Here is an 11,754-nt window from a genome sequence, read left to right as displayed (position 1 = left end):
AACCGCTCACTCCCCCGCCCATTCCACGAAAGAAGTTCAATGAAAACCAGCACCACGGTCCAGGCCGCGTCCACGCCCACCGCGGCGGACCTGATCATCACGGACATCACCATCACCCCCATCGCCTTCCCTGACCCGCCGCTGCTGAACGCCGTCGGGGTGCACGAACCCCTGGTCCACCGGGTGGTCATCGAGGTCCGGACAGCCAACGGCCTGCTGGGACTGGGCGAATGCGCCGGCGGCCGCAGCCGGCTGGACAACCTGGCGGTCGGGGCCAACGCCATCAAGGGCGTCAATGTCTTCGAGACCACCCGGATGGAACAGCTGATCAACCAGGCCCTGGACCCGTCCCTCTCGGCGTTCGAACGCGCCGCCGTCTTCTCCGCCTTCGAGGTCGCCGCGCTGGACATCCAGGGACACGCCACAGGCCGGACTGTCAGCGAACTGCTGGGCGGCACCGTCCGCAACGAGGTTCCCTTCAGCGCCTACCTGTTCTACAAATGGGCCGAACATCCGGCCATGGATGGCAAACCAGCCATCGGCGACGAGTGGGGCGAGGCACTGGACCCTGCAGGCATTGTCCGGCAGGCACAAAAGATGATCGCCGATTACGGGTTCAAGTCCATCAAACTCAAGGGCGGAGTCTTCCCGCCGTCGCAGGAAATCGAAGCCATCAGGGCGCTGCGCGAGGCATTCCCTGACATGCCGCTGCGGCTCGACCCGAATACTGCATGGACGGTGGAAACATCCCAGTGGGTTGCCCGGGAAACCGAAGGCCTGCTGGAGTACCTTGAGGATCCGACGCCGGGACTTGAGGGGATGGGGCAGGTGGCCGCGGCAGCCAGCATGCCCCTGGCCACGAACATGTGCGTTGTTGCCTTCGAGCACATCAAGCGCAGCGTCGAACTGGACTCCGTCCAGGTCATCCTGGGCGACCACCACTATTGGGGCGGCCTGCGCCACACCCGGGAGCTCGGGGCCATTTGCGAGACCTTCGGAATAGGATTGTCCATGCATTCCAACTCCCACCTGGGCATCAGCCTCGCCGCCATGGTGCACGTGGCAGCGGCTACCCCGGCCCTGACCTACGCCTGCGACACCCACTATCCCTGGAACGGGCACAACGATGTGGTCAAGCCCGGCGTCCTGCGCTTCGTGGACGGAAGCGTCCGTGTTCCCACCGGTACCGGATTGGGCGTGGAACTGGACCGGATCAAGCTGGCCGAACTGCACCAGCAGTACTTGGACGCCCGCATGACGGCCCGGGATGACACCGGCTACATGCAGCGCTTCGTTCCTGAGTTCACGGCGGACCTCCCCCGGTGGTAGGCACGCAGGCGCCGCAGGTCACCGGCTACCTTTATCCTTGGGACGTACTGGGTGGCCCCGCGGCCGTTGAGTGGATCAAGGACAGCGGAGTTGACCGCGTGGCGCTTGCGGCGGCCTACCATTCGGTGCGGGCGGGCACGCCGCGGCACCCCGGCCGCCGTGTGGTGGATGCCCATTCGGCCGCACTCTACGTTCCCGCCGCTGACGCTTTCGCCGGCGGGCCCCTGGTCCCCGGCAGTGCCAGGAACTGGACAGGGACGGACAACTCGTTCGGTGAGGCCGCATCGGCCCTCCGGGCTGCCAACATCGCCGTGGACGCATGGACGGTCCTCACCCACTCAAGCGCAGCCGGGGGAAACAACCCCGGCATGTGCGTGCGCAACGCACTCGGTGAGGTCTACAGCTACGCGTTGTGCCCCTCGCACCCCGCGGTCCGCGCTTACGCCGCCAGGATCGTGGCCCAGGTCCTGGCCCAGGGGCAACCTGACGGCCTCATTCTGGAGGCTGTGGGCCCGCTGGGATTCAGCCACCAGAACAGGCACGAAAAGACTGAGGGTGCGGAGTACTCACCGTGGGTGCAGGCGCTGTTGTCGCTGTGTTTCTGCGGGGCATGCAAGGCTTCCTACGAGCTGCGCGGCCTGCCGGCCAGCGCACAGCAGGACCGGGTGCGCGCCGCGATCATGGAAGCAGAGGATCCCGAACTTACGGTGGCCACAGCGGCCAACGCGCAGGATTTCCTTCCATTACTGGAGGTCCGGTGGGACGCGTCCGCGGCGCTGCTGGATCAGTGCCTGGCAGCCGTCGAAGCCTCCGGGTCCAGTCCCCGCATCTCCTTGCATGCGTCGCCGGATCCCTGGAATACGGGACCATTCCTTCCGGTGGAGGCGCTGCGCAGGAGCCGGCTGGGGAGGACGCTTGGTGGCGTGACCGCCGTCGTGCCTTGCTGGGGCAGCCCGGGCGACGGTGCGCGGACGGTCCAAGCCATCTCCGCGGACGGTGTGCGCGTGGGTGCGTACGTTTTGGCGCTGCCGCCCAAGACGTCCGACGGCGGCGTCCTGGCCGGCGAGTGGGGCGCGCTGCACGCGGCCGGAGCCGACGAGCTGCACGTCTATCATTTGGGCCTTGCTTCGACCAGGCGGCTCACGGCGATTTCAGAGGCTGTCGCCCGCCTGCGCTGAGGGTGCGGTACCGCGCCGTGCGCCGGGCGCCGGGGGCCTCAGGTCGCCGGCCCGGATGGGCCGGCCCCGGTTTGGGCCTGATCGAGCGCTGTGAGGAGGCCGTCGCCGTCGTCCACATCGTAGAAGGCCACTGTCTGCCCCAAACCGAGACCGAAGAAATCCAGTCCTGTGTTCTGGTACATGCCAAACAGCGCCGACAGTCCTGCGCCACCGAAAGTCACGCTGACGTGCCGTCCATCCCTGGACCGGTCAACCTTGGTGGGCAAGCCGCCCACCGGAGAATCCGAAACAGACCTGTCACCCGTGCAGACGATTGCCCGGCGGTTGGTGAGCGCATACACCGTGGCAAGCTTGCGCCGCCTCTTGAAGATGAACCGGCCAAAGATGAAATACAGTCCCACCAGGACGAACGGAATGCCCCAGAGCACAAAAATTGGCTGCTTCACTTGGGAGATCGCCGCGAGCTCCCAGAAAACTGCGAAGCCACCCCAGAGAATGCTGAACGGCACCAGGAACGCGTCGGCCCCGGTGAAGCGGACGCTCGGGTCCGGCCTGCCTGCCCACAGCAACTGTTCACCTTGACGGAGGAGGGGGAGAATCCTGGCCCGTGGATCGTTCATGCCCGGCAGTCTTGCACCCGGATATCCCGCGGGGATTCCTACGGCGGAATCTTGAGCCAAATTTGCGCGGAACGTGGGCGCCCGTTTGGGCTTCGCTCCTACCGTTGAGAGCAAGATTCTGCCAGCGAGGCAGGAACTTGCACCAGGGACAGGACCGGCGGCCAGAGCACCCACGAGACCAAGGGTGCCGCCCCCCAAAAGCCGCCGGTCCATCCCCTCCGCCGTACCCGGTTGCTTTCACCGGTGGCCGCGACCACCATGGAAGCGTGCAAACGAAAGGCTGCTGGCGCCGGCCGGCTCTGGCCCTCTGCCTTCTGGTGCAGGTGGGCGGAACGGCCGGGTGCTCGTACGACTACCCGGATCCGGCCCACACCCCCGTTACCGAAACGGACGCCACAGCCACACCGCGGCCGTCGCGATCCGTTGCAGGCGCACCTGATCCCCTGGTCCTTGAACGCGAGGTGCGGAACTACCAGGATCTGGACGGGCTCCTCAAGGCTGTCCCGGGGGACGTCCTCCTGTTTCGCGAGGGGCCATTGGACGGCCCTGCCAGGGGTTTCGGCACCACGGAACAAGTCCTCGCGGCCGGCGAGTACACGGTCACCGCTGCCTGTATCGGCGCGCCCAACGCTAAGATCTACATCCGCCAGGAGAATCCCAAGGTCACCCTCTGGCCCGTCGAACTCACGGTGGATTGCCCCGGATCCACGTCACAGGTCATCACGCTTCAACAAGGCTACGTTTCAGCGCACCTGTCCCTGCCTGCGCCTGCAAACACGCCCTGGACGGGCGCGGTGGGTGGAGTGCGGGTCACCAACTGACTCGTGCCTGGGCGCCAACACCGACCGCCGCCCGGTCATCGGACTGCCACGTCCCTCCAGACAGCCAACCGGCCCAGGCCGGCGGCAAGGCCAACCGTTGCCCAGAGGCCGAGGGCTTCGATGGACCAGCCGAAGCCGAGCAGGGAACCGAGCGCCCAGAAGCCCAGCGTCGGCACCGTGAAGAAGGCGGCCACATGGAACCACTGGTTGCGGATGGGCCGGAGCGCATGCCCAAGAAGCCAGGCCAGCGGCACTCCCGTGACCAGGGCGACGCCGTACCCGTACATCAGGACCATGAGGGCGAGGTCGAGCAGGAACCCCTGGGAGGTCGCGGCCAGCACGACGTACAGTCCGCCCAGCCAGAGTGTCGTGGTGATGGCCCAGCCCTTGAACAGTGCCCGGCCCGTGAGGATCACACCCCTCCTGATCAGCACCTCGCCCGCAGGAGTGCCGTCACCGGGTGCACTGTGCGTCATGGCCCATGCCCTGCAGCGTGACCGCGCCTCACTTGGCGGCGAGTTCGTTGCGGCGGAAGGTTCCGGCGATGGAAAGTTTGCGTCCGTATTCGATGGATCCGTACCTGAACAGGTGGACGGCCAGCCGCAGGACCAGGATCCCGACGACGAAGAGTTCGACGACGACGATGGTCGCTTCAACGGGGTTGAGGGTTCCGAAGCCGTTGCGGAGCAAGGCGGTGACCGGGGCGGTCAGCGGGAAGTACGTGAAGATCTGGACAATCAGCGCCCCCGGGTTGGAGATGATCAGGCTGAATGTGTAGAAGGGGACGAACATCATCGCCACAAGCGGGCCGAAGACGGTTCCGGCTTCCTTGGCGGTCGGCATGATCGCCCCGATGGCTACGAGTACGCCGGTGAAGACAGTGAACCCGCCCAGCGTGAGCAGTGCCCCCGTGATCACGGGGCCGGGTTCAAAGACCAAGGAGGACAGATCAACCTCGGGCAGTGCCAGGCGGTCCCGGAAGAACAGGTAGGCCAGTCCCACCGGCGCCAGGAACACAAGCATCTGGACCAGCCCGACGGCGAACAACGAAATGATCTTGCCGGTGATCAGGGTGGTGGGGTTCAGGGTGGTCAGGATCATCTCGGTGACCCGGTTTTCTTTCTCCTCCAGGGTGGAGTTCAGCATCTGGTTCGAAAGAAGGATCATCGAAATGTAGAAGATGACCAGGAACAGCAGCGGCGGGATGATTCCGCCGACGCCGGCCGCCACACTGCCGTCTTTGAACATTTCGGAGTCGAACTTCACGGCGCCGGTCAGGGCGGCGGTGAGCTGGGGTGAGCCCACCTGGTTCTGTGCTGATACCGCCAGAAGCTGTTTCGCCACGGCCTCGTATTTGTCGTTCTCAAACATGCCTTTGTCGGTTCCGTATACCTTGACCGCTTCCTTGGCCGGGTCCGCCGGGTAGGCAAAGTATGCCTCCGAGGCGCCGTTCTTGACTGCTGCCACAGCGGCTGCCGGATCGCCGGCGACCGTCCCGCCGGCCAGCTTGGCGGCAGCAGGCACGATAATCCCGGAGGCGTCAGTGTAGGTGAACGCGAACTTTGCGCTCTTCTGGGCGGCCGCCGTGTCCTTGGTGCTGGCGTTGGACGCATAGACGAGGGCGAAGATGAGGACCAGGATGACCGGAAGCGCCAGGGTTGCGATGACGAAGCCCCGTTTCTTGATGGTCCGGAAGAACTCGAAGGAAATGACGGTGCCAAGGTTGTGCTGTCCCATTGCCATCTCAGCCTTCCGCCAGTTCATGCTGTTCGCCGTAAACCTGGATGAAGATTTCATCCAGGGAAATCCTTGCCGGGGTAAAGGACCGGACTCCGGCGCCGGCGTCCACAAGCGCACGGAGGACTCTTTCCTCCGTCGCCCCGGGTCGCGGAGAGAGTTCCGCCCGGCCGTCAGCATCGGATACGACGTCGAACAGCGGCGACGCCGGCAGCGGACCGTCATGGGTGACCCGGTAGACGGTGCCGCCAAATTCCTCCTGGACCTCCTCCACCGTCCCGTAGGCACGGGAAACCCCGTCCTTGAGCAGGATGACGCGGTCGCAGAGCCGCTCGACTTCCTCCATCTGGTGGGTGACCATAATGACGGTGGCCCCGGCCCGCTTGTGTTCTTCGATGATGTCCATCAGCAGCCGCCGGTTGACCGGGTCGAAGCCCTTGGTGGGTTCGTCCAGGATCAGCAGGCCCGGGTTGTTCATGATGGTTACCCCGAGCTGGACCTTCTGCTGCTGTCCGCTGGAGAGTTTGTCCAGGCGCGTCTTTGCTTTGCCGGCCAGCCCAACCCGTTCCAGGTAGTCTTCAGACCAGGACCGGGCAGTGGTCTTGGACAATCCCTTGAGCCTGCCGAAGTACACCATCACGTCCAGGACGCGTTCCTTCTTATAGAGTCCGCGCTCTTCGGGCAGGTAGCCGAGGCTGGCCCCATCCTTGGGCTCGAAGACCTTCCCGCCGATGTGCAGCGTCCCTGTCGTGGGCCGGTAGATGCCCAGGAGCGCCCTCAGCGTGGTTGTTTTCCCGGACCCGTTGCTACCCAGGAATCCGAAAGTCTCCCCGGCGTGCACATCAAAGGACAGGTCACGGATAACCGTGGTGTCCCCGAAGTCCATCCGGAAGTCCCGTATATGTACCAGCGGCTCCTGTGCCGCGTCCCCCGATGTCATGATCCCAGCGTATCCGCTGGCAATCGGGCTGTACCCCGGTCTTCCGGCCCTCGTTCGAACGCAGTCACCGGGCACCCACGGGCCAGGGACGCCCCGGCCCCCGCCGCCGTCGTCTGTCCCTTAATCCGCCGGGCACCAGGCGGGCCGCTCTTTGCAGCACTGGCTAACGCAACGCTGCGCGCAGCCGCTCCGCCAGGTCGTCGAGGGAGTCGCGCCACTCAGGCTCATCGGCGTCGTCCCACAGCTCGGCCAGCTCGGACTGGTCTCCGGCGACCCGTTCGACCGCTTCGAGGGCCATTTCCACGTCCTCAGCCGTGATCTCGGCCCCGTGGGCCGTCACCCAGTCGGTGACGTTCTCGGGAAGGTCCCCGAGCGGATTGCCCTGGGTTGCTGCGGTAACCTCTGCCGCGGCGAGGGCTACCGCCCCTTCAGGGGCCTCAACATAGCGATCCCCTGCCTTCGCCAAGGCCTGGCGGACAACTTGCGCCCCGCCGGCCTCAAGGTCCTCGATCCAGTCCAGTGCGTCGTCGTTCTCAAACGGCAGGTATCCCCATGCACCCATCGTCGCCCTTCCCGGTGTCTGGCTACTTGCACCACTATGGCAGATCCCTGGACGGGATGTTGGCAAAAGGCCCATAGTCCAGAGGACGCGCACGGGGTCGTAGACTCGGTCCATGAAAACGGGTCGGGGGATCCTGGGGATACTGCTGTTTGTGACGACCGGCGTCACTGGATGCGGTGTCGCATGCCCTGCTGTCGGCTACATCACCACCATCACCGTAACCGTTGAAGGTGATGCGACAGCTGTTGATGAAGTGCAATTGTGCAGCGATCAAGGATGTTCCCAAAGACTGCCGGCCGAAGAGCCTGCCGTTCCTATCCAGACGGTGGCTCCAGAACCATCCGCTACCGTGAGCCCGCCCCGCGTCCCCCATGCCGCGTTTTTCTCATCACGGAAGGACGCCAACACGTGGGAATTCTCCGTCAGCCAAAGCGGCAACCCGACCCGCGTGACAGTACGTGCCCTGGCATCCGACCGGACTGTACTGGCCGAGCAGCAGAACGACCTTGTATGGACGAAGGCCGATGGATATTCACCGTGCTCGGGCCCCACAACGACTCCCCCGATCACACTCAAACTTCCATCGTCGATCCTGCGTTAATTCTTGAAAGCTTCGATCAATAGCGTTGCCCCTCAAGTTTTCCCGCCATACCGTTTCCAAAGCATCAGGAAGCGGGAGGTGACGATTGGCGGGACTGGACAATCTGACGGCCGGGTCTGAGGTCGGTTCCGGCGTCAACCAGAAAGTAATGCTGCCGGTACGGCGGGTCGGTGGCGTGGAAGCTGGTTTTGACGTAGACATGATGCCTGTGAACGCCGCGACCGATAAACAGACCACGCTCAGCCCCTTCGTCGTACAGGCGTCCAAAGATCATCACGTCATTTTCTCGGATCTCGACCGCCTGAAGTTGGAAACGATAAGTGATCCACAGGTTCCGAGCGTCCTTCTAAAGCCAGCCTTCTCGCACAGCTGACGGAGTCCGCTACATTGTGATCTCCCGGGACTCGGGAGCGAAGTAGCCAGCCAATTGTTGATTGCTGTCGGGGACAATCCGCACCGATTGGGGAACGAATCCCAGTTCGCGTCGCTCCTCGGGGTCGCCCCGCTGCCAGCGCCATCCGGCAAAACACCACGCCGCCGTCTCAGTAGATGCCGCGACCGCAGCCAGCAACGTCCTGCACCAGGTTGTCCTGGTCCGTATGGGCCCGTGCCACCGGGCCCAAGGAGTGCGTGCTCAAGCGCAAGACCGTGGCTAGGACAAACAAGAAAACATGCGCTGCCTCCAACCGCGGACAGATCCGTAATGGCGGCCTGGCGGCCTAAAACCAATTGCTCATCGAGCAAAAGGTAGCCCAGGCCCCATCCCTCGAACTAGCCGCGCCGACGCTGCCACTGCCCGGCGTGCCAGAACATGAGGCCCAGGAAGGTCAGAATTCCGACGAATACAGCCGGCGTGGCAAAGGAGAACAGTACGTAAGCCACGCTGACCCGGTCAGTCATTGACACAGACAAGGGTGCGTTCAAAAGGAATGCGGTTCCGCCGACAACCAGCACTGCGCCCACCAGCCACAGCGCCCCGATGAACGGGTTCAACCTAGGGCCGGACCCGGCACCATCCTCAACGAGGACCTCGGCTGCTGCCGTCAGCGGGTTACCCTCCTGGTCCACTTCCTGAAATCCAACTACTCCAGACTGGTGCTGGTTCATGCGCTCCCCCTTGGCTGTCCAGCAGCCCGAACAGGCTGTGAAAGCACCAGCCTAACTGTCTCCACCGGCATGATGCCGCCGGCCTCAACGAACCCTCAAATCTATGGGAGGTGCGCTCAGCGAGCGGGCGTACCTTTCCCATGTCAGAAGGAGGACGTAGGCCGAATGCTCAAGCTTTCCTGAATTCATCCCCGGTTGGCCCCGGATTCGGTACGGTGGTCGAATCTGCGAAAAGGGGGCCCCACATGAAGCGAAGGCTTCGAATCTTCTTGGTGCTACTCCTAATCGTCGTTGTATACACCCTCATTACGCTCGCCCGTCCCCTGCTGAGTGGAAAAGAAATCGGGCTGGACCGGATACTTTCTGCTCTGGCCGTGGGTGTCATCGTGGCTGCAGCCGCTTGCGGCATCGTCCGCTGGCAGCAGGCCAGGGAAAACAAGAAGCCCCACGGGTTTCCAACGGTGACGCGGTTCAGGGCTGCGGTGTCCAAGGGACGGCTTCCCGCGGACGTCGATCAGGACCAATGGCATCGCGAGCTGACCAAGACCATTCGAGTGGAAGAGCCCTTCATCTGGGCCGGCCCACTCATCTTCGGAGCCTTTGCCGTACTAGGCGCTGTTCTCGCCCTTTCGAACCGTGACCGTCCCTGGTTCTGGGTGAGCTGCACCTGCTTCTTCCTTGGGTTGGCCATCTGGGCGCCCATCTGCGTCATCCACCGACGCCGAACGATGGAATCGCTGATCTCCGAACTGACTGATTCCCCATCTCCAGGCAATAACCTCTAACAGCTTCCCCGGTAGGCTCGCCCTTGTGGGGGCAAGGACGACGAACCGCATCGAATGCCGTCCATTCAACTAGTGCTCTTTCGGGAACCGTTCCGGGTGTTTAGGGTCCCTGCCCCGCTCCAGCCAGTATTCGTTGCGCTGCCACAGCGACAGTCGGACCGCAGCGGTCCCGTAGACGACAACGAAGACGACCTCAGCCACCAGCATCCCGGTCCGCCACGGCCATGGAATGTTCGGGATCAGGTTCAGCACAGCAAAGACGGCGACGAATGGCAGCGACCAATACGTGAGACGGGTGATTCGTCGCCGGGCGTCCTCTTTGGAGGCAGGCGGTAGGCCGCCCTGGGACTTTTTCGCCGGTGTTGGCATGCATGAACTGAACCACCGGCAGGGGGCGAGGGCAAGGTGCTTGAGCCGATCTTTCGGCGTTGGCTATTGAGGCGCCGATTCCACGGCTTCCTGGATCTTTTGGAGCGTGTCAGGGCTGGCCGCGATCTCGATGGGTCCGCCGTCAGAGTCGAAGGTGACGACCTGGAAGCCCAACGGGACGGCCTGCTTGTTGTCACGACGATCAGCCTTGCGAGGCTGTGACCGGGTGGAATGGAGGCCGGTGAGGGCCCGGCTTCGGCCGCTTGGGACCAGGTCTTCGTAGACGGCAGGCTGGAAGTCGATCCGCCCCTGCGAAGAGGTGGCCACACCCATCTGCCAGACGCCGCTGAGGGACCCTGGCCTTGAGTCTGGGTACCTCAGGAACATGAGAGACTGGCCGTGCTCGTCCAGTCTGGCCTTGGTCTTCCGGGTGCGCTTCTGAGCGAAGTAGCTGCTGCCCCAGAAAAACAACATCCAAAACACTGCATTCACGATAGCGGTGTCCAGCGTTCGCCCCAGCAGCATGTCAACGAACAGGACGACGACGCCGCCGAGGATGGCGAAAAGGGCGGACGACAGGACTGGATGCTTAGCGGCCCACTTCCTCATGTCGGGAGTCTAGGGTCGGCACCGAGCTTCCGCCAGTTCTCCTAAATCTCCTGGTCCTCTCGTCGAGCTCGCCGGCGACGATCAGCGCACTCCAAGGTCAGTGGCTGATCTCGAACCCAAGGTTCCATCAAGTCCATTGCCCCAAAACTCCTCCGGAGGCTACGGTCGGCCTTGGGATCCGTACTTTGGGGGTGAGGGATGAGCGGATTGGATGACTTACTGGCGGAGTCCGAGGACCGGTGGGCCAAGGCTGAACGGCGGTCACAGGGCGTGGCTGACAAGGGCCTCGGCAAGGCGGTCAGGACCTATTTTACCCTGTATTTTCCGGCCGGCATGGTGCTGCTGTTCATCATCGGGGCTGTGCTTGGAATGCTGCTGTTCCGGGGCGAATTTGCCAGTGCCCGGTGGTATGTGTTCGCCGGAACCATGTTGGCGGTGATTGGCACGATTGCCTCGGGCATCACCTACAACTCAAAGGTCATCGCTTCCTCGGTGGCTATGGGCAGCATGAATGTCACGATGTCACTCCACACCGCGGAGCAAAAAAGAGCTCCGCCGGGAAATCCTGGGACGGGCCACGCTGAAGCCAGTACACCTGGCAGTGAAACGTGCGGCCGCCATTCAGCTGAGGAAAGTACTGTCAACGCAACTCGTCGTGGTCGCACCCATCCTTGAATTCCAGTTCCTGGTCCAGGTGCTGAACGACAAGAACCCTATCGCGTGCCTGTCTGCGATCGTGTGGATCGCGTATTCGGTCCTTCTGGTCGTGCCCGTACGTCAGTTCCTAGCCCTAGGTGTAATTCCCAGGGACGTTGTGAACAGCGTGGCGTGATGTAAGTGGCGAGGGCCTCCGGTATCGATTTGGGTTACCACACTCATCTCGACGCCAGGAGGCCCTCGTGTCCTACGTTACCCACGCCAACGCTGACCTCACACCTAAGGCCAGGGGTAAGCTCGCCCGCTTAGTCATCGAGCAGGGCTGGACGTTGCGCCGAGCTGCAGAGCGTTTCCAGTGCTCGCCCGCCACCGCAAAGAAGTGGCTGGACCGGTACCTCGCCCGGGGTGAGGACGGTATGGCTGACGCGTCCTCCCGCCC

The 11,754-nt window shown here is 63.5% G+C and carries 17 protein-coding genes; 9 read left to right on the top strand and 8 right to left on the bottom strand.

Annotated features, from left to right (window positions below; genetic code table 11):
• The first annotated feature begins 39 nt into the window (after positions 1 to 39).
• Together QRN53_RS04655 and QRN53_RS04650 are read left to right on the top strand one after the other, a co-directional pair.
• Positions 40 to 1,329, top strand: coding sequence for a glucarate dehydratase family protein (locus QRN53_RS04655; protein WP_285242854.1), 1,290 nt, complete (start codon positions 40 to 42; stop codon positions 1,327 to 1,329).
• The gene (locus QRN53_RS04650) at positions 1,323 to 2,507 is read left to right on the top strand and encodes a hypothetical protein (protein ID WP_285242853.1); all 1,185 of its coding nucleotides are present in this window, start codon (positions 1,323 to 1,325) and stop codon (positions 2,505 to 2,507) included. Before QRN53_RS04655 ends, QRN53_RS04650 begins: the two co-directional genes overlap by 7 nt.
• 38 nt (positions 2,508 to 2,545) lie before the next feature.
• Here the strand turns inward: QRN53_RS04650 and QRN53_RS04645 are convergent, their stop codons facing one another.
• Positions 2,546 to 3,127, bottom strand: coding sequence for a hypothetical protein (locus QRN53_RS04645; protein WP_285242852.1), 582 nt, complete (start codon positions 3,125 to 3,127; stop codon positions 2,546 to 2,548).
• Positions 3,128 to 3,393: 266 nt separating this feature from the next.
• Here QRN53_RS04645 and QRN53_RS04640 point away from each other — a divergent pair, with 266 nt between their 5' ends.
• Positions 3,394 to 3,948 carry a hypothetical protein gene (locus tag QRN53_RS04640; RefSeq protein WP_285242851.1) on the top strand — a complete coding sequence of 185 codons (555 nt, stop codon included), beginning with the start codon at positions 3,394 to 3,396 and terminating at the stop codon, positions 3,946 to 3,948.
• Positions 3,949 to 3,983: 35 nt separating this feature from the next.
• On the opposite strand, the gene QRN53_RS04635 is transcribed toward QRN53_RS04640, so the two are convergent.
• The 4 genes from QRN53_RS04635 to QRN53_RS04620 form a co-directional block, all read right to left on the bottom strand.
• Complete coding sequence (locus QRN53_RS04635; protein WP_285242850.1) at positions 3,984 to 4,424, bottom strand: hypothetical protein; 441 nt, start codon at positions 4,422 to 4,424, stop codon at positions 3,984 to 3,986.
• Between the two features lie 28 nt (positions 4,425 to 4,452).
• Positions 4,453 to 5,745 (bottom strand): ABC transporter permease, encoded by a 1,293-nt coding sequence (locus tag QRN53_RS04630; protein ID WP_285242849.1) that lies wholly within the window; start codon positions 5,743 to 5,745, stop codon positions 4,453 to 4,455.
• Positions 5,693 to 6,625, bottom strand: coding sequence for an ABC transporter ATP-binding protein (locus QRN53_RS04625; protein ID WP_285242848.1), 933 nt, complete (start codon positions 6,623 to 6,625; stop codon positions 5,693 to 5,695). The genes QRN53_RS04630 and QRN53_RS04625 overlap by 53 nt, the downstream gene beginning before the upstream one ends.
• Before the next feature lie 163 nt (positions 6,626 to 6,788).
• A complete protein-coding gene (locus QRN53_RS04620; RefSeq protein ID WP_285242847.1) occupies positions 6,789 to 7,187 on the bottom strand; it encodes a DUF4259 domain-containing protein in 399 nt (132 codons plus the stop codon).
• Between the two features lie 112 nt (positions 7,188 to 7,299).
• Between QRN53_RS04620 and QRN53_RS04615 the strand changes: the two genes are divergently transcribed.
• The 3 genes from QRN53_RS04615 to QRN53_RS21765 all read left to right on the top strand — a co-directional run bounded on the left by QRN53_RS04615 (position 7,300) and on the right by QRN53_RS21765 (position 8,539).
• Entirely contained in the window at positions 7,300 to 7,788 is a 489-nt protein-coding gene (locus tag QRN53_RS04615) for a hypothetical protein (RefSeq protein ID WP_285242846.1), read from the top strand.
• An 85-nt stretch (positions 7,789 to 7,873) separates the two neighbouring features.
• Positions 7,874 to 8,161 carry a hypothetical protein gene (locus QRN53_RS04610; RefSeq protein ID WP_285242845.1) on the top strand — a complete coding sequence of 96 codons (288 nt, stop codon included), beginning with the start codon at positions 7,874 to 7,876 and terminating at the stop codon, positions 8,159 to 8,161.
• Positions 8,162 to 8,215: 54 nt separating this feature from the next.
• On the top strand, positions 8,216 to 8,539 hold the full coding sequence (locus QRN53_RS21765) for a transposase (protein WP_350224157.1): 324 nt from the start codon (positions 8,216 to 8,218) through the stop codon (positions 8,537 to 8,539).
• Between the two features lie 20 nt (positions 8,540 to 8,559).
• On the opposite strand, the gene QRN53_RS04605 is transcribed toward QRN53_RS21765, so the two are convergent.
• The gene (locus QRN53_RS04605; RefSeq protein ID WP_285242844.1) at positions 8,560 to 8,895 is read right to left on the bottom strand and encodes a hypothetical protein; all 336 of its coding nucleotides are present in this window, start codon (positions 8,893 to 8,895) and stop codon (positions 8,560 to 8,562) included.
• Positions 8,896 to 9,140: 245 nt separating this feature from the next.
• Here QRN53_RS04605 and QRN53_RS04600 point away from each other — a divergent pair, with 245 nt between their 5' ends.
• Positions 9,141 to 9,680, top strand: coding sequence for a hypothetical protein (locus tag QRN53_RS04600; protein ID WP_285242843.1), 540 nt, complete (start codon positions 9,141 to 9,143; stop codon positions 9,678 to 9,680).
• A 69-nt stretch (positions 9,681 to 9,749) separates the two neighbouring features.
• Here QRN53_RS04600 and QRN53_RS04595 read toward each other — a convergent pair whose 3' ends face one another.
• Together QRN53_RS04595 and QRN53_RS04590 are read right to left on the bottom strand one after the other, a co-directional pair.
• Positions 9,750 to 10,049: a hypothetical protein gene (locus QRN53_RS04595; RefSeq protein WP_285242842.1), complete on the bottom strand. Its 300-nt coding sequence runs from the start codon at positions 10,047 to 10,049 to the stop codon at positions 9,750 to 9,752.
• Positions 10,050 to 10,112: 63 nt separating this feature from the next.
• Complete coding sequence (locus QRN53_RS04590) at positions 10,113 to 10,658, bottom strand: hypothetical protein (protein ID WP_285242841.1); 546 nt, start codon at positions 10,656 to 10,658, stop codon at positions 10,113 to 10,115.
• A 198-nt stretch (positions 10,659 to 10,856) separates the two neighbouring features.
• On the opposite strand from QRN53_RS04590, the gene QRN53_RS04585 reads away from it, so the two are divergent.
• Positions 10,857 to 11,333 carry a hypothetical protein gene (locus tag QRN53_RS04585; RefSeq protein WP_285242840.1) on the top strand — a complete coding sequence of 159 codons (477 nt, stop codon included), beginning with the start codon at positions 10,857 to 10,859 and terminating at the stop codon, positions 11,331 to 11,333.
• A 224-nt stretch (positions 11,334 to 11,557) separates the two neighbouring features.
• Positions 11,558 to 11,754, top strand: a 197-nt coding sequence (locus tag QRN53_RS04580; RefSeq protein ID WP_285242839.1) for a helix-turn-helix domain-containing protein, incomplete at its 3' end; no start/stop codon positions are given.

Origin of the sequence: Pseudarthrobacter sp. fls2-241-R2A-127 (assembly GCF_030209355.1) — a bacterium.
Lineage (GTDB): Bacteria > Actinomycetota > Actinomycetes > Actinomycetales > Micrococcaceae > Arthrobacter.
The sequence above is the reverse complement of the archived record's forward strand: the minus strand, read 5'-3'. Positions and strand labels throughout refer to the sequence as shown.